Source organism: Roseibium sp. MMSF_3544, from assembly GCF_030732845.1.
Classification (GTDB): domain Bacteria; phylum Pseudomonadota; class Alphaproteobacteria; order Rhizobiales; family Stappiaceae; genus Roseibium.
The window spans coordinates 15,807-37,608 of record NZ_JASHKA010000023.1; the positions used below are offsets into that span (position 1 = coordinate 15,807).

The following is a 21,802-nucleotide window of genomic DNA, read 5'->3' on the forward strand; positions in this document are numbered from 1 at the left end:
TTACCTCCCGGCGGCCCCATCCTTGGGCCGCACGTAGCGTATGGAATCGCTTAGCTCGCCGATGCGGTCGTAGAGCACCTGCGCGCGCTTGTTCTTTTGATCTGTGTGCCAGTACACCTTGCCGCTCGCATTCGATTCCGCGTCGGCGGCTGCGTAGACGGCTTCAATCAGTTTGCCACCAACACCACCGCCGCGAATGTCCGGGCTGACATACAAGTCTTCCAAATAGCAGACCCGATCCGAAGTCCACGTGCTGTCGTGGAAAAGGTAATGGACCAGGCCGACAACGTTCCCGTCGATTTCGGCGACAAAAGCACGGTGGGACGCCGGCGAAAGCAGCCTTTCAAACAGATCCTCCGTTACTCCGGCCGCCAGTTCCTGCTCGTAGAACACGAGGTATTCGCCCCAGAGCTTTTCCCACTCGGGTCTGTCGTCCCGTTCCAGCGGGCGCACCAGAATTTCAACCATTCTTCAGTCCTTCACCCCGGCAACGCTCATCAGCGTAAAAAGCCCGGTCGCCACATGAACCTGCAAACCATCGTCGAGCCCGTAAACGTCCGCCTTTGCGATCGTCAGCGTTTTGCCGGGCTTGATTACCCTTCCGCGCGCAAGAAGCACGGATTGTTTCGCGGGATTGAGCAGATTGACTTTGTACTCGCTGGTAAGCACCCCAAAGTCGGCGGCAAACAGCGTCAACGCCGCATATCCAGCGGAACTGTCGGCAATCGAGGATGTCGCCCCGGCGTGAAAGAAACCATGCTGCTGGGTGAGCTCCGGCCGCATCCTGAGCTCGATATCGACCCCACCAGGGGACAGATGCACCAGCTCGGCTCCCAGATATTCCATGAATTTTTGGGCCGCGAAACTCTTTCGAACACGGCTTTCCCAATCGGGATCCCTCGGGGCAAGATCCATCAATCGTTCTCCATTCGAACCTTGGCGCCTAATTCGGCCATACGCGCCTTGGCACCTTCTTCGACTTCATCGAGTTCGAGCAGGGTCAGCTCGATGTCACGCTGTTTTTCAAGCAGCTCGTCGCGCCGGAAGGAAATCCTTTCAAGCAGCAACCCAAGCTGCCCGGCTTCACCTGGCGCACTGCCATACATCTCGATCATTTCCTTGATCTCATTCAGGGAAAAGCCGAGCCGCTTGCCACGCAAAATCAGCTTGATGCGGGTCCTGTCACCGGGTGTGTAAAGCCGTTGCCTGCCACGCCGGTTCGGAGACACAAGTCCCTGAGCCTCGTAAAAGCGAAGCGTACGTGTGGTGATGTCAAATTCCTGCGTAAGCTGGGTGATCGTGAAATAGCGCTGCATGCCCGCTCCTTGTTGAGCGCACAGTTTCGCCTTTTTACGTTAAAGTCAATACATCTGTTTTTTTATAATAAATACAGATAATTAAATATCATGACTTCAGATCATTCACGCTGATCTCGCCGTTCAGAACATTCAGGTCCACATTGCCTGTAATGCCCTCGATCATGCCCCTGTCCTGATACTGCCAGAGGAACCAGTCCTTTGTGTAGGACGGCGAATGCCAGATGGACCGGGTCCAGAGCCGCCGGTTCAACCCCTGATCTTTCAGATAGGAGCGATAGAACTCTTCCGGTGCGTAGAAGATGACCTTTTTGGCGACCGACTGCTCCACGAGCTTCACGAATTCAGAGATTTCCCTTTGAACGTCCGCGACCGGCGGCCGCTTCGTGCAGCCATCGGTGAATTCAAGATCCAGCACGGGTGCCAGCATTCCCTGGTCGTTCGGCAGAACGCTCAGGAAGTTGGCCGCCTGTTCACGACCTGGCTTGCACAGACTGAAATAATGATAAGCGCCGCGTGCGACACCGGCTGCGCCCGCCCCTGCCCAGTTCCGAGCAAATGCACCATCCCGGAAGTCACCGCCCTCGCTGGCTTTCATATAGGCGAAGGCAACGTCGTCGCCGGCAACCTTGTCCCAATCGATCTCACCGAGATGATGCGAGACATCTATGCCTCGAATGGGAAATTCGTCTCTGTCCGGTTCCCAGTTCATGAAGAAATATGCCGCCCCTGCGATCGAGATAACCCCCCCGACCACAACGTAGAACAATGTTCGAAAGATTGCCTGCAAGAAGTTCATTTTGCCACCCGCACGCTAGGGTACGGACTCATAAATGAAGCCGATTTGGCGGCAGAATGGCGAAATCTCGCGAGGAAGCGTGTGAAGAGCGGGCTTGTTGCCCGGTCAAGCACGGTGACGCTGCGAGGTGAAGCCATTTTGCCGTCCTTCGGATTTGGCCGTTTTGACCATCTGCCACGTCACGAAAGGCTTGAAAATGAACCACAATTCCTGCGCTTTCGTTCCTTTCATATGGTCAAAACGACCCAAACCAGATCGATTTCATTTATGAGTCCGTACCCTTGGCTCAGACCCCAAGTGGCAAAACTTGCCCGAAAAATCTTAAGATTCACGATAAGAAGTTGAGCCAGAGTGGCGCAGCTGCCAATTCCAGGACATTTCCGTCCGGGTCCTCGAAGTAAATGCTGATACCTCCTGCGGGCCAGGTGACCTCACTCGTAATCGCCACGCCGCTTTTGGTCAGGTAGTCGCGCCAGGGCTGCAACTGATCTCTGGAAATCCGAAAGGCAAAATGGCCGTGCCCGACCGTGTCATGGCCCGGAACAACACCGCCTGACGTTTCAACGTCTTCACCTGTATGGCCGCGGTAAAACACGAGCAGTGTCTGCGCAGGGCCCGCGTCATAGGCAAACAAGCGCTCGCCGGCGACCATACGCTTGAGCCCAAGTATGTCTGAATAAAAAGCGTGAGCGGCCTCCATATCGTCGACATAGACGGCTGTTTCCAAAATGCCATCGATAGGTGGTGGTGCACTGGTCATTCATCCGCTCACAAAGACTCGTGTTAAAGGCAGTATTTCAGGTAACCGACTTGCTCGTCCATCGGTTTGAACGCAAAAACGCCCCGCACAGATGCAGGGCGTTCTGAATTGATTTCAATGCTACTCCGACCTAGGCAATCGAAAGCTTCACATCGATGTTGTTGCGTGTCGCGTTGGAATAGGGGCAGACCTGATGGGCTTTGGCAACGAGGTCTTCAGCCACGGAGCGCTCGACACCTGGCAATGAAATTTCCAGAGCCACCTCCAGACCGAAGCCACCTTCAGAACGCGGGCCGATCCCGACCGTGGACGTGATGGAGGTTTCGGCTGGTACCGCAATCTTTTCCTGGCCACCGACAAATTTCATTGCACCGATGAAACAGGCCGCATAACCGGCGGCAAACAGTTCTTCAGGGTTGTTTCCCGCACCGCCGGCGCCGCCCAATTCCTTTGGTGTCGCAAGATCCACCTTGAATGAACCGCTAAGGGTCTCAGCTTTGCCATCGCGTCCGCCCGTTGCGCGGGCCCTGGTTTCATAAAGCACATCCACTGTCATCTCATCGCTCCTTTTTCATCTGTAAATTCGCAGCAATCGCATTAGCTTGCAAATTTTTATATCGTGCACGATATATTTATTCACATATACAAACGTCCGAAAGAGGTCAACTGGTTGCGACCATATCGCGCACGACTTATAAGGTGACGAATGAACGAGACGACCAATCAGATGTCTCTTCTGGACGCGATCGGATTTTCCGCGCCCGGAGAGACCCAAAAGAGCAAAAAAGACCCTTCGCCAACGAAGAAGAAGCCCCTCAACAAGTCACAAGCCAAGAAAGAGGATGCGCCACAATCAGGTGCTACGGACAAGCGTGACACTGGGGAGGTGCGGCCCGGCGGGCAACCACCGGAAGGAGCCGCGACCGGCACCAGTCCGCAAGAAGCGGTGCGGGAAACGGCTCCGCATTCAGCAAACGCGTCGGCTCCACCCGAGCCGTTGCACCTTGATGATTTTCTCTGCTTTGCGCTTTATTCGGCAAATCACGCCATGCACGGCGTCTACAAGGACCTCTTGAAGGAGATCGGCCTCACCTATCCGCAGTTCCTCGCCATGACGGTGCTTTGGGAAAAGAACAACGTGCCGGTCGGAACCATCACCTCGAAATTGCAACTCGACACCAATACGTTGACGCCTCTCCTGAAACGCCTTGAGGCGATGGGGCTGCTGACGCGCACGCGCAACAGCAAGGACGAGCGCCAGGTCATTTTGAAGCTGACTCGCAAAGGCCGCGAATTGCGGAAAAAAACCGAGCGTTTCAGCTCCTGTGTCTTCTCCGCATCTGGCTTGACCACGGACGAGATCATGGATCTTCAGGCAAAGATCATGAAGCTGCGCGATAACTTAAGAAAATCCGATCAAAGCTGAATGCTCAAAGCGGCAGCCCGAACCAGATTGCCGCAATGCCGAGAAAGGCAAAGAAGCCGACGACATCTGTCACGGTGGTGACGAATACGCTCGATGCGATGGCCGGGTCGACATTGAACCGATCCAGCACGATCGGGATCAGCAGACCCGAAAGACCGGCAAACAGCATGTTGATGACAATGGCCCCGGCAATCACCACGCCAAGCCCTGGGCTGGAAAACCAAAGCCAGGCCGTCACACCGATAAGCACGGCCAGCGCCACGCCGTTGACCACACTGACAAGAACCTCGCGATTGAGAACCCGCATCATGTTGCGGGCACTGAGTTCCTGGGTCGCGATCCCGCGCACGGCAACCGTCATTGTCTGAGTGCCGGCATTCCCGCCCATGGACGCAACGATCGGCATCAGCACCGCAAGGGCAACCATCGCTTCGATGGTATCTTCAAAGAGGGCAATCACGATCGACGCCAGGATCGCTGTGCCGAGATTGACCACAAGCCAGGCAAGGCGCGAGCGGGCAATGGTGACCACGCTGTCGGAAATCTCTTCGTCGCCGACCCCTGCCAGCGCGCGCAGATCCTCTTCGGCCTCTTCCTGGATCACGTCGACGATATCGTCGACGGTGAGGACCCCGACCAGCCGGTCGTTCTCGTCGACGACGGCCGAAGACACCAGATTGTAGCGTTCGAACCGGCGCGCAACTTCCTCCTGATCCTCCGTCGCCAGAACCGCCTGCCGGGTTTCCTCCATGATTGAGGTCACCTTCTCGGCGCGCTTGGTGCGCAGGATCTTGTCGAGATGGACGGAGCCGAGGAGCTTGAAAGCCGGATCAACCACATAAATTTCGTAAAAACTGTCCGGCAAGTCGCGCGCTTCGCGCATGTAGTCGATGGTCTGGCCGACCGTCCAGAAGGGAGCAACGGCGATAAACTCGCTTTGCATCCGCCGGCCGGCACTTTCTTCCGGATAATCAAGGGCTTTTTTCAGCTGCGCCCGGTCGGCATATGGCAGCTCCTCAAGAATGGCCGCCTGATCGTCTTCGTCCAGATCTTCAAGGATGTAGACGGCATCATCTGAATCGAGGTCGCCAAGCCCCTCGGCGATGACTTCATTCGGCAGGTCTTCCAGCACCTGGAGGCGAACGGCCTCGTCCGTCTCCGTGAGCGCCGTATAATCGAATTCGTCGCCCAAAAGCCGGATAAAGGCCGCACGTTCATCGGCATCGAGCGTTTCAAGAAGGTCACCGGTGTCCGCTTCGTGCAGATCCCCGGCAAGATCCTTCAGCTCAATTCGGTCATCGGCTTCAATCGCAGCTTCGACCGCAGCAATGAAGTCGGGATTGAGGCGTTCTTCCTCGTCGCGAACAGGAATTTGCGGTTCCGGTGAGGCTGTGACGTCCAGCTCAGCTGCTTCGCTCATCTGTTGCCTCCCTCACCGCGCGTTCCCCGAAACCACGTCAAGAACTAGCGGTTACGCAGATAAAGCGCCACCGCAAAAGCCGAACCGGTCCACAGGCCAGCCGTGTTTTAGCTTGGAAGGATTTGGCTGTGTATTTTCGCACATACCGGATTTGTTCAAAATCCGGCACAACCCTTTTGCCGCCCAACCTGCCGGAGCTGGCCGAGATAATTTTGTGCTTTGGCTGGCAAAATCTTTTCGTTCGATGAGATGCAGCGATCAGCGCGGCTGAAGGCCCGCTTGGCCCGCTCGCTCTGAAGGCACACCCTGCCCTCGGCAAGCGTCTGCTGCTCCACATACCAAAGCTGCTGGCACGTCATTGCCGTAAAGCGTGCCGGGTTCGTGGAAAGGGACTGAGCGACCGAAACGGTCACAGGCAAAAACGCAATGCCGACGCCCGCCAGACCAAGAAAGACGAATTTGAAAAGAGCCATGCAACCGCCGCACACATGATAGCAACGCCGGTTATCTAGAGATCCAATCAGGGCGGCACCAAGGCCCCAAACCTGCCGGCGATAAATGCCCACAAAAAAACCGGCTCACGCCGGTTTTTGCACCACTCCTGTCGGAGTGAATGGTGCGGTCGAGAAGCATATTTTTGCATATGCAGTTACATGCAAATTCGCGCACATAGCGGAAAAATGCTATTATAATCAGTAACTTGACTGCGCAATTTTTTGCAAACTCGCTTGAAATTGTGCAGGCCGTGTGCCTATTTTTTGTGTAAGACATTGCATGGAGCACATAACATGGGCGCGATCCACAAGATCACACAGAAGCAAATCAACGAGGCCGAACGCACTTGCAGGAGCCTTGCAAAAGACACTCGAATCTCAGATGGCGGCGGGCTCTCCCTTCATATCAGAAGGCACGGCGCTTTGTATTGGGCGGTGCAGGTTACCATCAAGGCACCGTTTGGTCAGGGCAAGCGTGTCGAGATCGGCTTGGGCCGGTATCCTGACATGAGCCTTGCGCAAGCACGTGACGCGGCAAAAGAAGCCCGCGATCTTGCACGGCAGGGCATTGACCTCAGAGAGGAACGCAAGAAGCAGATAATTGCGAACCAGCACAAGGGCCGCACATTCAAAGAGATGTGCGACGAAGCATTTGAAGCCTACAAAGCCAAGCTTAAAGGCGGTGGCAAAAATGGCCGCTGGATGTCGCCTCTTGAGATTCATGTGCTGCCAACGTTGGGCACACGGCCGATTGAAGAGATCGACCAGAAAGAGCTAGCAAAGCTGCTCAAGCCGATTTGGCACACGAAGGCGTCAACCGCTGCAAAGTGCATGGACCGTATCGGCATCGTGTTCCGGCACGCGGCAGCGGCCGACCTCAATGTCAGCCTGGAAACAGTTCCTAAGGCCCGCACGCTGCTCGGCGCACAAGATCATGTCGTCAAGCATATCGAAGCGCTGTTGTGGCAGGACACGCCGGACTTCTACACCACGTTGGCCGACGACAACGTCACACAGCTTGCCCTTAAGCTACTGATCTTGACCGGTGCCCGTAGCTACGCCATTCGTCACGCCCATGTCGACCAGCTTAACGACGGTGTATGGACGATTCCGGCTGAGAACATGAAAGGGCAAAAGGGCAAGGCAAAGGACTTTGATATCCCACTTAGCCGTGAAGCTCAGCGCGTCGTTAAACTAGCTGTTTCCCGCAGCAAAGGCGGCTACCTATTCGCCAGCCCGCGCAAAGGCGTTATCAGCGACATGGCTATGAGCAAGTTTATGAAGGATCGCGGCATGGACGCCCGGCCACACGGTTTCCGTAGCACGCTCCGCGATTGGCTGACCGAGGAAACCGATGCTCAGTTTGACACTCGCGAACGCGTCCTGGCCCATAAGATTGGTGACAGCACGACTCAGGCATATGACCGCTCAAAAGACCTGAAGCGCCGCGCCGTGCTGATGGAACGTTGGGCCGGTCACGTAACTGGCGATGACGGTGTTGTCGTTAAACTGCTGAAGGCAAGCTAATGGCTGAGATCGAGTTCGACGAAGTTAAACTAGAAGCTGTACGTGCGGTGTTGAACGCAGACGTGTTTATTCGGACTGGTGGAACTGTTTCGATTCCGCCTGAGTTTCTCAACGATGCAGACAGCTTGAAGGAACTTGTTGATAGGGCCGAAACGGATTTTTTCCTCCACGAGTATCTTCGATCCTGGCTTGCCGGAGATTTAGAACACGAGGTGCCTGAGCACTTGCCAGCGGCACTTACGCCCTTCGTACAAAGGCTTGCCGCGCGTAAAGCCCCCGACGGTAGAGGCAGAAAGAAACCAGCACCGGACAGCCGACTTATTGCCATGTGCTACGCTGCACTGATGATGCAGTTCAAGTGCAAAAAAGGCGAGGCCTACGCCCACATCGGACATGTCCTAAATTGGAGCGCCGAAACAGTTCGGAGAGAAATTCAAAAGGTAAAAGAAGCCCGGAAACGGGGGTAAAACATATTTTTATAAACACAATATGCAAATACGCGCCAATTCGCAAACATAGCTCCATAACAACTCTAAACAACGCTAAAGTAAGTTATGGATCAATACAGTGTCATGGATAAATCTAAAACAACTATGCGAAAAGCTTGGCGATAGATCTAAGCGCGCAATCTATGATGACCTTAAGAAAGGTCTTCTCCCCCAGCCCCTCAAGCTGAACGGTACCAACCTCTGGAATGAGGAAGAGATTGACAAGCATCTAGCCGACATGGCCCTCAAGCAGCGTGAGGAGGCAGGCAAATGACCATCGCCCTCAAGCTGCTCGAACTGTTCGGCCTTACGCTTTATGTGCAGACAGCAAATCACATCATGCAGATCGCCGGGGGTGTGGCATGACCATCATTCCAGCTTTCCCCGGCCATTGGGAACAGGACCACGGCAACAAGTTGATGGTTGTTGCTTGGAAAATTTCTAGTAACGGAACTGCCAGCCCCATCGCCGTTGAGCCCGGTTCCCAAGTCGAATACGTCAGCCCTTACGAAGCCTCAGCACCGACCGTGGGGCCGGTGCCGCACACTCCGCCCAAAACAGCCGCACCAGCGCCCGTAAAGCCCGCCCCTGTGCCAATACCCCCGGCACCCGTGGCAAAGCCACCAGCGGCCCCCGCTAGCGATGCAGGCTACGTTAAGCAGCCTCGCGTGGCATCCACCTTTGAGATCAAAAGCAGTTCGGTGCACGGCCCAAACGCAAGCTCGAAGCAACGGTACCTTGCGTTCAGTTTGAAGAACGACATTACCCAGAGCTTGCTTCTCAAGTTCATGCGCAACAGCCCAAACGAACAAGAACGCTGGGACCGCTTGTTGCGCGAGTTCTACCTGAAAACCGGCATTGACGCGTTTGAAGATACCAGCGAGTTGAACGGTTACACCGTGAACCTGAATGTCTGGGGCATACCTCCGCACTCCGACACGTTGGCCGGATTGGATTCCATTGCCAACGCATTGGGAGTGCGACAACCATGAACCGCGAGCTAAGGCGAAAAATTGGAGCCGTGAAACGGCAGGGTCGCGGGTTACCAGTTGAGCTGGGGCCTGCGAATGCTGCGTTCCTGCGTGGCCGTATTTCAGCAAAGCCCGGCAAGATGCTTATCGACGGCAGTTCCTCTCAAAGTGACCGACATGTCACTGGTGTAAAGATATCCGAGTAGAACAATAAAAAAAAGCAATAAAACAAGATAAATCTACCAATTACTTGGATTCTATAGCGATGCCACGTACCGCTTGCTTCCCTGTTACTGCAGACAACACTGCAAAACAGAGCGACGAAAAGTAAAATCCCGAGCACTAGGGCCAGGATTCCGAGCAGACATCAAGGAATGATGAACACGCAACAGGTTAAGCACTGTTAGGCGCACAGCACACCAAAGATGTTTTCGCGTATAAATTTGTAGATTATTGGAATGTGCAATGCTTTCTCGGAATATATCTCCCATACACTCCGACCGTATACTTGGTATTATTCATAACGGTTCAAGAGATACACACATTGACATACTTTCTGACGGTAGAATAAACACTTCGCCGCATGCTGGTCAGCCATACGACACAATTACGCTTTCGAAGTTCATTGAGCTGGTTGAAAACCCGCAGGACGTACTAAAGGAAAACGCTCAGTGCATTATTGCTTCCAGCTACAACGAGTTTGACGCCCGAACCCACGAAGTGCAGCGTCAACGAGGAATGTACAATGCGCTTGTCGGTGACTTGGACGACTGTAACGCCAGCCTGTCACATGTCGATGCGTGCCTAGCTAAGTGTCTGGGCAACGATGTCTTTCGCATCCTGTACACCACTAAAAGCAGCACACCTGAAAAGCAGAAGTCGCGTTTTGTTATCCCGCTGGCCAAACAGTTGCCTGGCGACAAGTACAGCGCCTATCAGGCAGCGCTTTTTGATGCCCTGCAACAACAAGGCTTAGCGCTAGACCGCAGCCTGGAGCGCACCGCGCAAGTCTTTTACGGGCCGAACATGGGTGACCACTATGAGCACCTTATCAATGGCAGTGAGTTTCTAGACTACGACGGGCACCCGATAGAAATCGTCGCTAAGATCCATCTGGACACCATGCACAGCGAGAGCCAGAAAAGCAACACGGCGGCCACCGAGGGGCGCATGTCCTATATCGGCGCATTCCGCCGGAAGCATTCAATTGACGAGATGCTTGCGCTTTACGGTTTTGAATGTAGTCCAACGCACCGGGATCTGTGGCGGCATCCAGATCAGTCGACGGTCGGCTACGGCTCGATGCGCATAATGCGATACGCCAACGGTGACCGCTGGGTTTCCCTGTCCGACACGATCAACAAGTTCGGTGTTGGGCGTGAATCAGGACACGGGAGGCGGACTGGCGACGCTTTCGATTTGTACCTCTGTTTCGATGCCAACCGCGAACAGGCGAAAGCTTATGCGGTTGTGTGTTGGGAAGAATGGGAAGCGAAGCTTCTTGGTTGGAATCCAGAGTTGGAAACCGCCCGGGAATGTCTGGACCGCTTTATAAAACATGGGAAAGAGCTTTGGGCTAGGGTGGATTATATCGAAGGCATTCCTTACAGCGCCATAGCGAAAAACGAACAGATTGAATCCATCCGGCAGAAAAACCAAGCCGCTATACAGCCGGAAACTAGCGAGGACGACGAATGGGAGAGTGTGCCCAAAATCGACCCTGTCGCGCCACGGGAGCGTCCCACACCAGCACGTGCGATGACGGCGGCTGAGTTCTATAAGCGCTTCCCTCTAAAGCTGTCGCCATTCCCCATTACTAACCCACAAGAACAAGTTGGCGGCTTTGCAGGGGCGCTTGCGGACTATATCGACCGAGCTTCCGAAGTCAGTTCAATCAACGGCTCGTTTATGTTGTCCCTGTCGCTGCTAGCTGCCGTCATTGGACCCCGATGCGCGACGGCTGGCACACAAACCAGAACCAATATGAACTTCGCCGGTCTGGATGAGTCTGGCATGGGTAAGTCGTCGCTGCTCCAAGTTGTTTACGATCTCTTGGATAACTTTAAGCCGGTGGAAAGCGACTTAAACGCAACGAGCTATCTGTCAGCGCTGCGAGGGAGTGAAGACTTCCACAGCGACAGCGCCATCGTCGACGAACTACTCAACAAGAAAGCCGGTGGCTACAGCGTGAAGCTCTGTCTTATGGACGAGTTCGGAAAGATAATGCACCACGCGCTGAAGGGATCATCGGCAACACACAAACGCAAAATCATTGATGCGTTCACCAAGCTTTTCAGCAAGAGCAACAGCATCGACAAGGGAACGGGAGCTGCGACAAAGGAAGCCAAGCGCCCGCCTATTGAATACCCACACTTAAACCTTTTCGGATTCAGCACACCTGAAGTTTATTGGGGTGCTCTTGGCAGTGGAAACCTGCTTGACGGCAGTATCGCCCGCTACCTTGCTTTTTGCTTGGGCGATACCGTTGACCAGACAGCCGACCGCGCAGACGAGGAACACTTCCGAACGAAGCTGGAGCAGTTTGTTGTCTGGCTAAACGCCCTGCCCTCGGTGACCGCTGCCAACCCTTACCGCATCGCGTGGGATGGCAATACACACGATCGACGCATCAAGCTTCGCCGTTCGATGGCTGCCGCAGCAAAATTTGCACGAGAGAACAGCATACCGGGCGCTCCCGCCATCGTAAGGCGCGTGGCAGAAATGACCGCTAAGATCGCGCTGGTCCTGGCCCTGAGCCGAACCTTCTGGATCACCGGTCATAAGGCAGAAGAAACCCGCATCACGGACCACGATTTTGATATCGCCGCTGCGGTCGCGTTCCATTGCGCTGGTCTGGCCATCAACAATATCGGCAACCACATAACCGAGAACGACCACGACGCTAATTCAAAAGAGGTGTTGCGGTTCATTGAGGACGGCAAGGCCAAGGGCAAAACGATGAGCGACATCCGTCGCAAGTTTTCCAAGAAGTTCCCGTCTAGAGCTTTGGCCACCGTGTTGGAGTCTCTTGTTTCTGGCGAGGAAGTAGTCCACATCACTGAGGAAATGGACAGGATTCGCAAGCTGGGTCAAAAAGGCCGTCCGTCAGAACGCTATATTCATAGGGCGCACCTTTAGCATTTGTTGTATTTCTTGCACCGAAATGCAATAAATCAAAAAAGAATTTAAGTTATTGTTTTTATTATTTTTTTACCTTTAAGGGCTCATTTGTTGTATTTTTGCAGGGGGTGCACCTCCACTCCCCACAAATCACCAAAAAGTTGCAAAGCAATTTGAATACAGTCAAAAACAATGCTGGGGAAGCTACCCCCATAGCAACAATTAAAACAAATACTTTTTCCTTATATAAGTTATTGGTTTTATTGGGTTTCATTTGTTGTTTTTTTCAAATGCAACAAATGCGCAACAAATACAAGAAATGAAGGCTGGTGCTTCTTGAAGTTTTGTCTAAGGGCACATCAATTTAGAGATTGGAGAATTTTGTTGGTTGGGTGGCTGGCCGAGCAAAACCCTCGTTGGCCAAGGCTATTGGACTGTAGTAAACTGCCTTGCCGTTTCTACCCTTGATTGAATCCATGAGCCCGTCTTAGGATTGCTTTGAGCTTTGCCCGTGACCATCCAATCCGGTCGCTCCAATAACACTTGAACTAACTACCCCACCGCCTTAAGCCCGCCCTTCGGACCGGGCTTTTTCTCCTTGCAATCTTTGGTTGATTTTGTGACGTGTATTTACGGCCCGTTTTTTGGGCCTCTAAGCACAGCACTTACTTGAAGGCTGCCCTTGTGGGTGGCCTTTCTTTTTGCCTGACTAGTCTATTTTTCGTGTAATGAATCGCGCACGATACTTCCTATCTTGCTGTTAATAATAGACTTTTGACTCAAAACAGGTGCGTTCCGAGCGCACATAACTCTCATAGAATGCCCCCCACTGGTGGTGCACTAAGGGCAACTTTCAACGACTGAGATTCCGATACTGAGTTTTCAGGAGTGTCGTCCAACGAAGGTGCGAGCCACCACGCCTGTTTGCCTAGCCCCCAATTGACCGCAAAAAAGTAAGCCTTGCAAAGTGGAAACCCACCCGCTTGGATTGCGGATTACCAATGCCATAGGCTACAATTTTTCCATGCAAACGGCAGTCTAATGCGATGAAAATCAGAGATAAAAACCCCAATCGCCCTCCCTGGAGACCGCGAAAGATCGCTGCTCCTGAGGAGCTTATTGAATCCTTCGTAGCATACGCAAAGGACGTAGAGGAAAATCCTTTCTACACCGAAAAAATTTTCATAGTCGATGGCGGTGTCTTGAAAGCGAATCTGCGGGTCGCTCGTCCCATGACTATCGCCGGTTTCTGCAACTTCCTCGGCGTGTCTTCTCAAGCATGGAGATACTGGCGCGCTAAGCGCAAAGATCTCGCTGAGGCAATAGAGATTATCGACGGTGCAGTGTTTGCGCAAAAATTTGAAGGTGCTGCTGCAGGGATATTTAAAGCGAACATCATAAGCCGCGACTTGGCCCGCGGACATCAATCATAGCCCGAGACGTCCACTAGCAGCTGAAGCGTCGCCAGCCATTTGGTCTGGCTTGCGACGTAGTATTTTTATTTTGCCCAACGACCAGACAAAACCGCTTTTCGTCCACTCAGTCTAAGCAGGTCCGTGAGCTTGTCTCTTCGTGGGCACCAATAAGGGTCACTTCTCTTACAAACTGTCGATTGTCTGCATCCACAACATCCGCGACAGATGCGGTGATGCTGAGCTCGTTTGCCGGAATGTCATTGGGCGTTGTGTATAAGCCAATTCCGATTTCTCGTGACTCACCTGGATTTATTCCGCCAGAGATTTTGTAGAAGCTATTGCCCTCTTCCCACGGCACTTGCCGATTTTGGGATTGAACTGAATAAGAAATGCGCACTGAAGACACTGGCCAGGACAAATTGTTAGTAACAGTCACTCGCAGCTGCCTACTCGACACATATTTCATGCGTTCAACCCGAGCATTTTTAACAGGCAAGGCGCTCATCAGACAACGCTTCTTGCCTTCCTTATCGGCAACTTGAGATTTGGGTTCGGGTGTCGCTTTTCCAGCGTTTGGTGTTTTCAACCCTGCGGCTATGATTTCCGCGGCGGTCTTTCCGTCAACCATTGGCCGGATAAAGGCGATCACATCGGCCTGGGACAATTTAGATGCCCCGTTCTCGGCTTTCGGTCGCGCAAAAGCTTTTGGAAGAAGCGCAGTAACGGTGATTTTTGTCAGTGCCGCTTTAAACCTCTGCTGGTCTTCCGGCGACAGTTTGGACACAACGACGGCGATACTTTTTTCCATCGCCTCAGCAGAACTCGCATCTATCGTTTGTGCTCGAACCGAAAAAGACATCACTGTTGTAGCACCCACCAATATGGCTCCAGCAGTCAACACAGCCTTTAACATCACGGCCACTCTTTCTACTCTTGATTGCGTTTCTCGTACAAGCTACTTATGTGTGATTTATTAAACAAACGTAAATGGTCAAAAATTTCTTTAAAATTCTGTTTTTATTCACCTTTTTAGATTTCACGAATAGAGCAACCAATTCACACGACAGACGCGTTAGTGATATCTGACGCTGTTGGGTTGGAGCAATTGAACGAGTTTGTGGCCACCTCCCAGCACAAACAGCTGCTTTACAAAAAAGCCCTAGCACTGAAACACCAGTTTCAAGCTTCAAGATCACTTAAGAGTGTTGAGACTCTGAATTACCGGCTCGTTTGTTGCCCTACCATTGTCCACTTTGCGCTTCCATTTCGGTCGCTCGCCGCATATTAGGCTGCGCCCGAAAGCAGACGTTCATTTGAGGCGCAGCAAATTCACGGATTGGGCGGAGAGCGGACTTTTCCAGTGATTTGCATAATGGTCCGCTTTGCAAATGAATGTTATTTCGATCCGCAGATGTGGACTCGCGCCACTAGGTATTTGCCCGCGTTGGGAGCAGAACAAGCCAAGAAACGCTGCTGCCCAAAAAGACACTTTTTGAAGCACTAGCGCCCAGATTCACAGCGTCGTCTCATTGTAAGCAAGGTTCTTAGTGCACCTGACTTGCGCTCTGAAAATGACGTTTGCGGTCGTGGAAACGTGGCTCTCTTGCTGCAAGATTATTCGAGTATGGCACCTACGAAAGCGGCGATCGCAGCAGCATCCCAGCCGGTAAAGGCCTGTTCGCGACCATCTGCTAGCCGGACATAGAAGCCTGGCGTTCCTTGTATCCCAAGAGCGCGCATCGCGGCAGTGTTGATCCGCATTTCGTTCTGGTAGGCGTCGATCGCTTCCTGAGTGTTTGTCAGACCTGGCAAGATTCCGAGTTTCTCAAGTTCGCGCAAGGCCCGCACGCCGTTTATCTGACCCCGCCCGACCATCAACGCGTGGTAGGCGCGGTTGTAATCGTCAGGGGACACGAGCGAGAATGTGTGTGCCGTCGCTTCGCGCGAACCTGGCCCGATCAACGGCACGTCCACCGCGACGACGCGGGTGTTGTCGGGCAATTGCGCAAGGAAACGACCCATCTGCCGGTGCGCGATCCGGCAGATGGAGCAGTTGAAGTCGAAGAATTTATAGATCACGAGATCGCCGTCTGGGTTCCCGAAATATCCGCCCCGCGCCTCGGCGGCGGCCAGCGCTTCGGCGATGATCGCCTGCGGGTCTTCGTCGGCGTCGGGGGCTGCGGTCACCGCCAGCGGCAGCGGACGAGTCTGTGCAACCGGTCGTCCGGCGATGCGGTCGTCGATCCAGGCCGCGATGGCCCGGCGCCCGGCTCCGCTGACAACGTGGGGGACGGCGAAGATCTGCAACTCAACCGACAGGTCCGCGTCCGACAGCGCCGCGATTGTGGCGTCAAGCTCCTCGGCGCTGAACCGCGAGTCGCGGGTGCCATACCCAATAAGCACAGGAGCGCCGTTTTTGATTGTCCAGCCTTCGGCCCGCACTTCAGGCGGAAGGCCACCAGCGAACGCGATGTACCCCGCTGCAAGATCGGGGTGCGTCAGCGCAAGTCCGAGCGCCATCGACGCCCCTTGGCTGAAGCCGACGATATAGACTTGCGCCGGGTCCGCGCCAGTCTCGGTAACCAGTGCAGAGGTCGCGCTGGCGACCCATTCCGCATTCAAGCGCACGTCATCGGGGTCAACGGCGACAAAGCCAGAGCTGTCGTCAACCGGGTACCAAGCTCCGCCTCCGCCCTCTACGGGAACAGGCGCCTGGAGCGCAGCAAATGCGTGATCCGCTTGGGGTTCGACGTTGACAAGGGTTTCAATCTGCCTGGCATCCATCCCGTAGCCGTGAAGCCCGACAATCAGCGCGGCGCCAGGCATGTCAGCCTGGCGTATGATCCGGGCTTCGACTTCGCCGACTCCAGTTGTCAGCGTGACCGTCTCGGATGCCGACTGCGCTGTGGCACCGGTCGGTGCCACAGCAACGAGAGTAGCTGCCACGCCAAGTGCCATCAACATTGACTTGAATCTAAGCATGTACAGCACCTTTGCGATCAGGTCGGTGACGGGAACTGACGGGCGTAGGGCTCCCCGTTCTCGAGGAAGTACTTGAGATCGTCGATACCGAACCCGGCGAACATGTAGAAATTCGTCCGCGCGAATGCGACGGCCTGCGGTGGAACACCAGGGGCGGTCTCGAAAACGATCGAAACCGTAACTTCAGAAGTGTTCTCGTCGATCGGTGCGACGCTCCACACTGCCTCGTTGGAAGTCACAAAGGGAGGCATGCCTTCTTCGATCGTGTAAGCATAGGTGAGATTGTCTTCGTCGTACCGTGTGATGATCTCGCGGGTCGCGCCACCAAGACCGGGGATGAAGCAGGCGCGAACGTCGCCAACTTTCCCATCCGTGTCCTCAAATTCGATGGACTCGATCACGCTCGACCATTCGTGAGCGTTGGCGTAGTTCTCGGCAACCTCAGCCCAGACCTCCTGCGCCGACACGTTGAACACCCGGGTATGGGTGAGCGTCACGTCGGCAATTCCGGTGTGGGTACCCGCAATGTAACCGCCCAATTCCGAAGCCAGGCTGGCCGCGGCGTTCGTGTAAAGCGCGAGATCCTCTTTGCTGGCCTGTCCATCATAATATTGCTGCCAGCTCACAACCGAGCCCTCGCGCTCTTCGGCAGGACGGACCTGAAGGACGCCAAGGTGGTTCGACAACCCCATCGGGTTACCGTCGGCCAGACTGTAGGCGAACGAAAGTTTGTCGGCGTCGTTGACATGGATGATCTCTTTGATCTTGCTACCGTCGGACAAGGTCAGATCGCGAGACATGCCGTCAGCGGCCATCATCGCGGCGTCCACGCCATCTACCACTTTGGCGACGTTGTCGGCATCTGTGACGAACGCAAAGACGTCCGCTGGCGAGGCGGCAAGTTCGACTTCAATTGTAAACTGCATCGGTGCCATGGTCAGTTCGTCGACCATAACCGCGCCGACGACACGCGGCGGCATTTCCTGAGCGACCGCAACAGGTGCGGTAGCCGCGAGACTTGTGGCAACGGCCACAATGGCGGCGGTTGTCTTGAGAGTAGAAATCAGGCGCATGGGAAACCTCCTGGTTGGGTACCTGCGCACGAAAGCTACACCATTCGAATGTGCACCTCGTGTTCTGAATATGGGCCGAGCTGGACGAAAAATGGAACACCGGCTATGTATTGAAGTGTGACATCCACACACGAACGAAAATACAGCCTCTTAGCCAAAGGTGATCTCCACGGTGTCTGTCGATTGGAACGATTTGAAGGTCTTTCTCGCCGTCGCGCGTGCGGGTTCGATTCGCGGTGCATCAGATAGCTTGAAGGTCGCGCACTCCACCGTGTCCCGCAGAATGGATGCGCTTGAATTTGCGTTAAAGACCCGACTCTTTGACCGGACGTCGGACGGCTTGCTGATAACCTCGGCGGGCGAAGACCTGCTTGGATCTGCGCGAACGATTGAAGAAACAATGCATTCTGCCGAACGGTCCGTCGCGGGACGGGACCGCGAGCTGTCCGGCGACGTCCGCTTTACTCTTCCGCTACCAATGGCCGTTTGCGTTCTGACCGACGACCTAGCCAGCTTCGTTGAGCAAAATCCACTCGTTAACCTGATCCTCGATATAACCGAGGACCTTCTTGATCTGTCAAAGCGGGAAGCTGACATCGCAATGCGTTTTACATCGCAAGGCAATTCACCGCCTGACTACCTGGTTGGGCGCAACCTGGCGACTCAGGCGTCTTGTGCCTATGCCTCGGCCGGTTACATCGAGTCACATGTCTTTACAGGATCCGATCGAAACGGACGTTGGCTTGGATGGGATGACGTTGTCGAATATCCAAAATGGGTTCACTCGGCGGGGCTGGAGCCCATGCCAGTCACCGGCAGTTTCGACGACGTGTTTGTTCAGATGGCTTTTGCCAAGCGTGGCCTTGGTATGGCCTTTCTACCATGCATGATGGGCGACCTCGAACCGGGACTTCAGCGGGTACCCGGCGCACGACCGGTTCCGCATACTTCGCTGTGGGTTCTGACCCATCCGGACCTGCGGGACAGCGTACGACTTCGCAGCTTCCGCGAGTATCTGTACGACGCCGTTTCCGACAAGCTTGATCTCATCGAGGGGCGCGGCGCTTAACCTTGCGCCTCCCGAAGGGCGTCTAGGACGGCTCCGCGGGTCAAAAGCTCAGGCAGCACGATCCCGTCCGGCGCGCCGGGCCCGTAGACCACATTGAACGGAATGCCGTAGCGGCCGTGGCTCGTCAGATACGAAAGAATGCTATCGTCGCGCTGCGTCCAGTCGGCTTGCAGGGGCACGACTCCCTCCGCTTCCAATGCCGCGCGTACATCGCCGTCGCTGAGGGCAATGCGCTTATTGACCTGGCACGTGATGCACCAATCCGCTGTCACATCGACGAAGACGACCTCGCCCGCCGAGACGAGACGGTCTCGCTCCGCTACGTTGAATACTCCGAATTCGGCTGTTGCCACAGAGGAAGCACCGGGCTGCGGCGAGGTGATCACGCTAGGGCTGAACAACAGTGCCAACGCGACAATGGCAAGTGTCGCTCCGATGGCGCCGCCCCGGCCCTCCACCGACCGGCCTGTCCAAAGCGCCGCCCCCATAGCGACAAGGCCAACCGACACGACGATGGCAAGGCTCTGCCCAGAAACGCCAGCGATGACGAATAGAAGCCACACGGTCGTTGCAGCAAGGGCAAGCCCAAGCACCTTCTTCATTGTTAGCATCCACTTGCCGGGCTTGGGCATCGACGTCGCAAGTCGAGGGAACACAGCAACCAGCAGGAAGGGCGCGGCAAGACCGACACCGAGCGCCGTGAAAATAACGAGTATCTCGAACGTACCCGATGAAAGCGCGAAACCGATTGCTGTTCCGACGAAGGGCGCGGAACACGGGGTTGCGAGCAGTGTTGCGAAGACGCCCGTCAGAAAGTGACCCTTTAGCGTGTCGGAGTTGCCGATCTGCGCGGCTCCGGACATCCATTTTGGGAGCGGAATTTCGAACATGCCCAGCAGATTGTAGGCGAACACCGTAACGATGACGGCCATGAAGACAAGGAAGTAGGGGTTCTGGAATTGAATGCCCCATCCGACCGCAACACCGACTGATCGCAACGCGACAGCCCCAAGTGCGAGGACCCAGAACGAGGCGAGGATGCCCAAGGCTGACGCGAGAAAAGACAGCCGCACTCTCGCCGGGCTGTGCCCACCGTAAGACACGACCGAGAGCAGCTTCAAAGACAGCACGGGCAGCACGCATGGCATCAGGTTAAGGATCATGCCGCCGACAAAGGCGATCCCGACGAATCCCAGAAACGCGGAAATCGAGATGCCGGTCGTTGCCTGGGCGAACGCCGCGGTGTTCAGGTGAGCTTCAAGACCGCGTGTGCCATCCACGATGGTGAGTGTCAGGTTTTTGCCCGCGAGGTCGGCGGGCGTCCCTTCAAACGTCTCGGCCTCTAGCGTTGCCGAAAATCCCAGCCCGTTTTCCTGCAACTCTATCATTGGCCTCGAAAACAGGATGTCTTCTGGTCCCTCCACGACCACGTCCGGAGAAGTCAGCGGGAAAACGGAATTAACGCGCACTGAGATGCCGTTGCCGGTGTCCGTGAGGGTGACGTCCTCCAGAGACAAACCGGATTGCGAACCATCGCCCGGAACCTGAGACTGGTAGAAGTCTATCAACTGCGCATCCGGGCCAGCGGTCGGCGTACCTGGTTCGAGTGTAAGAGAGACTGAGGCGACCTGCGGGACGCAAATTTCCTTGCAGAGCAGATAGTCTACCACCGCATTCAATTGAACGGGCTGTGTCGGATCTGGGACATTCACATTCACCGGAAACACGACGCGTTCGCCGTATCCAAAGGTGTCAAGGTCGAACAGCGAAAACCGATGCGGTGCCGGCCATTGCATTTGGGTAGGTTGGGCGTTGTCCGAACCCGACCAATCCACCGTTACCGGATACCCCGCGTCGCCTGGGCTTCTCCAATAGGTTTTCCAGCCATCGACGAGCCGAATGTCGACGCCGACCTGAAGCGGCCCATCGGCTGGCGCTGCCGCTTGCGCCGCGATCAACCGCGCGCTGGACAAATCCAGATCCGTCCAGCCCTCATCCGCCTGCGCGGACAACCCTGAAAAGAGGGCAATCGCAACTGCAAACGACCTGAAAAACCTCATCGGACCACTCCTGTTCTCAGATAACTGCACACATCCTAACGGACCAACTTCAGACCAACATCCATCATTTTTGGAACTGACCGGTGCAAAATTGAGCATGGCGTAGATGAAGCCAAGCCCCCACCTTGGCGTCATCGATAATCAAAGGAGTTACGGCCATGTCCAAGCCTTCGCTCATATCAGTTGAGCTCAAGACATCCGACACCGCCGAAGGTGCCGCAGCGGGTATGGCGGGCTATGCCCTGTCCGATGACGATCTCGCGGAAAATGCCGCATAAGCGCGTGTCGCGCGCACCTCACCCTTAAACCTAGAAGGAACAAAAACATGCATGCTGAAATGACAAAACGCGTGAATGCGTCGGCCGAAGACGTCTGGGCGGCCTTTAACGACTGGGGCGGCATCTGGCGCTTTCAGCCATGGGTCGTGCGCTCCCCGCTGCTGAGCGAGAATAACCACGGAGTAGGCGCCAAGCGCCGCTGTGAGTTCGTCGACAAGACGTCCATCGTCGAGACAATCACGAAAATCGACGAAGGTCGCGCCATTCACATGTCGCTCAGCGAGACCCCCAAACCTATGAAGGGCGGGATGTCCGTCATCCGACTTAGCCCAAGTGGCAACATCACCAACGTCACCGTCGAAATGGACATAGAAATCGGCATGGGGCCCCTCGGCGCGATCATGGGAAATCTCATGATGAAGCCGATGATGAAAAAGCGCGTGTCGCTGATGCTGGAAAGCCTCGAGCACCACCTCAAGACCGGCGGAAAGATCGACAGCAAAGGCGTCAAGCACAGCTCCCCGTCTGCGGCAGGTGTCGTGCCCGCATAAAACATCAAAACGAAACAGGGCGTGGCCGGTCGTCGCGCCGCCTACGATGGAGA

20 protein-coding genes are annotated in these 21,802 nt (G+C 54.9%); 8 read left to right on the forward strand and 12 right to left on the reverse strand.

Annotation, left to right across the window (positions count from 1 at the left end; genetic code table 11):
- The 6 genes from RBB47_RS24835 to RBB47_RS24860 form a co-directional block, all read right to left on the reverse strand.
- Window positions 1–468, reverse strand: a complete 468-nt coding sequence (locus tag RBB47_RS24835) for a GNAT family N-acetyltransferase (protein ID WP_305988607.1) — start codon at window positions 466–468, stop codon at window positions 1–3.
- Between the two features lie 3 nt (window positions 469–471).
- A complete protein-coding gene (locus RBB47_RS24840) occupies window positions 472–915 on the reverse strand; it encodes a PaaI family thioesterase (protein ID WP_305988608.1) in 444 nt (147 codons plus the stop codon).
- Window positions 915–1,316, reverse strand: coding sequence for a MerR family DNA-binding transcriptional regulator (locus tag RBB47_RS24845; protein WP_305988609.1), 402 nt, complete (start codon window positions 1,314–1,316; stop codon window positions 915–917). The genes RBB47_RS24840 and RBB47_RS24845 overlap by 1 nt, the downstream gene beginning before the upstream one ends.
- An 88-nt stretch (window positions 1,317–1,404) precedes the next feature.
- Window positions 1,405–2,115, reverse strand: a complete 711-nt coding sequence (locus tag RBB47_RS24850; RefSeq protein WP_305988610.1) for a GH25 family lysozyme — start codon at window positions 2,113–2,115, stop codon at window positions 1,405–1,407.
- A gap of 328 nt (window positions 2,116–2,443) precedes the next feature.
- Complete coding sequence (locus RBB47_RS24855) at window positions 2,444–2,875, reverse strand: VOC family protein (RefSeq protein ID WP_305988611.1); 432 nt, start codon at window positions 2,873–2,875, stop codon at window positions 2,444–2,446.
- Window positions 2,876–3,005: 130 nt separating this feature from the next.
- On the reverse strand, window positions 3,006–3,431 hold the full coding sequence (locus RBB47_RS24860; protein ID WP_305988612.1) for an organic hydroperoxide resistance protein: 426 nt from the start codon (window positions 3,429–3,431) through the stop codon (window positions 3,006–3,008).
- 150 nt (window positions 3,432–3,581) lie between these two features.
- Between RBB47_RS24860 and RBB47_RS24865 the strand changes: the two genes are divergently transcribed.
- On the forward strand, window positions 3,582–4,301 hold the full coding sequence (locus tag RBB47_RS24865; protein ID WP_305988613.1) for a MarR family winged helix-turn-helix transcriptional regulator: 720 nt from the start codon (window positions 3,582–3,584) through the stop codon (window positions 4,299–4,301).
- Window positions 4,302–4,305: 4 nt separating this feature from the next.
- Here the strand turns inward: RBB47_RS24865 and mgtE are convergent, their stop codons facing one another.
- Both mgtE and RBB47_RS24875 read right to left on the reverse strand, forming a co-directional pair.
- On the reverse strand, window positions 4,306–5,721 hold the full coding sequence (mgtE, locus tag RBB47_RS24870; protein WP_305988614.1) for a magnesium transporter: 1,416 nt from the start codon (window positions 5,719–5,721) through the stop codon (window positions 4,306–4,308).
- A 155-nt stretch (window positions 5,722–5,876) separates the two neighbouring features.
- Complete coding sequence (locus RBB47_RS24875; RefSeq protein ID WP_305988615.1) at window positions 5,877–6,194, reverse strand: hypothetical protein; 318 nt, start codon at window positions 6,192–6,194, stop codon at window positions 5,877–5,879.
- Window positions 6,195–6,509: 315 nt separating this feature from the next.
- Here RBB47_RS24875 and RBB47_RS24880 point away from each other — a divergent pair, with 315 nt between their 5' ends.
- From RBB47_RS24880 to RBB47_RS24900, 5 genes are all read left to right on the forward strand, one after another.
- Complete coding sequence (locus RBB47_RS24880) at window positions 6,510–7,742, forward strand: integrase arm-type DNA-binding domain-containing protein (RefSeq protein ID WP_305988616.1); 1,233 nt, start codon at window positions 6,510–6,512, stop codon at window positions 7,740–7,742.
- Window positions 7,742–8,209, forward strand: coding sequence for a hypothetical protein (locus RBB47_RS24885; protein ID WP_305988617.1), 468 nt, complete (start codon window positions 7,742–7,744; stop codon window positions 8,207–8,209). Before RBB47_RS24880 ends, RBB47_RS24885 begins: the two co-directional genes overlap by 1 nt.
- A 383-nt stretch (window positions 8,210–8,592) precedes the next feature.
- Window positions 8,593–9,222: a hypothetical protein gene (locus RBB47_RS24890; RefSeq protein WP_305988618.1), complete on the forward strand. Its 630-nt coding sequence runs from the start codon at window positions 8,593–8,595 to the stop codon at window positions 9,220–9,222.
- Between the two features lie 444 nt (window positions 9,223–9,666).
- Complete coding sequence (locus RBB47_RS24895) at window positions 9,667–12,339, forward strand: hypothetical protein (RefSeq protein ID WP_305988619.1); 2,673 nt, start codon at window positions 9,667–9,669, stop codon at window positions 12,337–12,339.
- 1,028 nt (window positions 12,340–13,367) lie between these two features.
- Window positions 13,368–13,754, forward strand: a complete 387-nt coding sequence (locus RBB47_RS24900; RefSeq protein ID WP_305988620.1) for a terminase small subunit — start codon at window positions 13,368–13,370, stop codon at window positions 13,752–13,754.
- Between the two features lie 106 nt (window positions 13,755–13,860).
- Here the strand turns inward: RBB47_RS24900 and RBB47_RS24905 are convergent, their stop codons facing one another.
- The 3 genes from RBB47_RS24905 to RBB47_RS24915 form a co-directional block, all read right to left on the reverse strand.
- Window positions 13,861–14,649 (reverse strand): DUF6694 family lipoprotein, encoded by a 789-nt coding sequence (locus tag RBB47_RS24905; RefSeq protein ID WP_371932854.1) that lies wholly within the window; start codon window positions 14,647–14,649, stop codon window positions 13,861–13,863.
- A gap of 701 nt (window positions 14,650–15,350) precedes the next feature.
- Window positions 15,351–16,718 carry a dienelactone hydrolase family protein gene (locus RBB47_RS24910; RefSeq protein ID WP_305988622.1) on the reverse strand — a complete coding sequence of 456 codons (1,368 nt, stop codon included), beginning with the start codon at window positions 16,716–16,718 and terminating at the stop codon, window positions 15,351–15,353.
- 17 nt (window positions 16,719–16,735) lie between these two features.
- A complete protein-coding gene (locus RBB47_RS24915) occupies window positions 16,736–17,791 on the reverse strand; it encodes an SRPBCC family protein (RefSeq protein ID WP_305988623.1) in 1,056 nt (351 codons plus the stop codon).
- Window positions 17,792–17,963: 172 nt separating this feature from the next.
- On the opposite strand from RBB47_RS24915, the gene RBB47_RS24920 reads away from it, so the two are divergent.
- Entirely contained in the window at window positions 17,964–18,860 is an 897-nt protein-coding gene (locus tag RBB47_RS24920; RefSeq protein ID WP_299482321.1) for a LysR family transcriptional regulator, read from the forward strand.
- Here the strand turns inward: RBB47_RS24920 and RBB47_RS24925 are convergent.
- Window positions 18,857–20,920: a protein-disulfide reductase DsbD gene (locus RBB47_RS24925; protein WP_305988624.1), complete on the reverse strand. Its 2,064-nt coding sequence runs from the start codon at window positions 20,918–20,920 to the stop codon at window positions 18,857–18,859. The genes RBB47_RS24920 and RBB47_RS24925 overlap by 4 nt on opposite strands.
- Window positions 20,921–21,245: 325 nt before the next feature.
- On the opposite strand from RBB47_RS24925, the gene RBB47_RS24930 reads away from it, so the two are divergent.
- The gene (locus tag RBB47_RS24930) at window positions 21,246–21,749 is read left to right on the forward strand and encodes an SRPBCC family protein (RefSeq protein ID WP_305988625.1); all 504 of its coding nucleotides are present in this window, start codon (window positions 21,246–21,248) and stop codon (window positions 21,747–21,749) included.
- Window positions 21,750–21,802 lie beyond the last annotated feature (53 nt).

Excerpts from the sequence above, each read along its gene's own strand:
- RBB47_RS24865 (WP_305988613.1), top strand. The coding sequence starts at position 3,582 with ATGAACGAGACGACCAATCAGATGTCTCTTCTGGACGCGATCGGATTT.
- RBB47_RS24850 (WP_305988610.1), bottom strand. The coding sequence starts at position 2,115 with ATGAACTTCTTGCAGGCAATCTTTCGAACATTGTTCTACGTTGTGGTC.
- RBB47_RS24860 (WP_305988612.1), bottom strand. The coding sequence starts at position 3,431 with ATGACAGTGGATGTGCTTTATGAAACCAGGGCCCGCGCAACGGGCGGA.
- RBB47_RS24835 (WP_305988607.1), bottom strand. The coding sequence starts at position 468 with ATGGTTGAAATTCTGGTGCGCCCGCTGGAACGGGACGACAGACCCGAG.
- RBB47_RS24845 (WP_305988609.1), bottom strand. The coding sequence starts at position 1,316 with ATGCAGCGCTATTTCACGATCACCCAGCTTACGCAGGAATTTGACATC.
- mgtE (WP_305988614.1), bottom strand. The coding sequence starts at position 5,721 with ATGAGCGAAGCAGCTGAGCTGGACGTCACAGCCTCACCGGAACCGCAA.
- RBB47_RS24840 (WP_305988608.1), bottom strand. The coding sequence starts at position 915 with ATGGATCTTGCCCCGAGGGATCCCGATTGGGAAAGCCGTGTTCGAAAG.
- RBB47_RS24900 (WP_305988620.1), top strand. The coding sequence starts at position 13,368 with ATGAAAATCAGAGATAAAAACCCCAATCGCCCTCCCTGGAGACCGCGA.
- RBB47_RS24880 (WP_305988616.1), top strand. The coding sequence starts at position 6,510 with ATGGGCGCGATCCACAAGATCACACAGAAGCAAATCAACGAGGCCGAA.
- RBB47_RS24925 (WP_305988624.1), bottom strand. The coding sequence starts at position 20,920 with ATGAGGTTTTTCAGGTCGTTTGCAGTTGCGATTGCCCTCTTTTCAGGG.
- RBB47_RS24875 (WP_305988615.1), bottom strand. The coding sequence starts at position 6,194 with ATGGCTCTTTTCAAATTCGTCTTTCTTGGTCTGGCGGGCGTCGGCATT.
- RBB47_RS24910 (WP_305988622.1), bottom strand. The coding sequence starts at position 16,718 with ATGCTTAGATTCAAGTCAATGTTGATGGCACTTGGCGTGGCAGCTACT.
- RBB47_RS24885 (WP_305988617.1), top strand. The coding sequence starts at position 7,742 with ATGGCTGAGATCGAGTTCGACGAAGTTAAACTAGAAGCTGTACGTGCG.
- RBB47_RS24915 (WP_305988623.1), bottom strand. The coding sequence starts at position 17,791 with ATGCGCCTGATTTCTACTCTCAAGACAACCGCCGCCATTGTGGCCGTT.
- RBB47_RS24930 (WP_305988625.1), top strand. The coding sequence starts at position 21,246 with ATGCATGCTGAAATGACAAAACGCGTGAATGCGTCGGCCGAAGACGTC.
- RBB47_RS24855 (WP_305988611.1), bottom strand. The coding sequence starts at position 2,875 with ATGACCAGTGCACCACCACCTATCGATGGCATTTTGGAAACAGCCGTC.
- RBB47_RS24890 (WP_305988618.1), top strand. The coding sequence starts at position 8,593 with ATGACCATCATTCCAGCTTTCCCCGGCCATTGGGAACAGGACCACGGC.
- RBB47_RS24905 (WP_371932854.1), bottom strand. The coding sequence starts at position 14,649 with ATGTTAAAGGCTGTGTTGACTGCTGGAGCCATATTGGTGGGTGCTACA.
- RBB47_RS24895 (WP_305988619.1), top strand. The coding sequence starts at position 9,667 with ATGCTTTCTCGGAATATATCTCCCATACACTCCGACCGTATACTTGGT.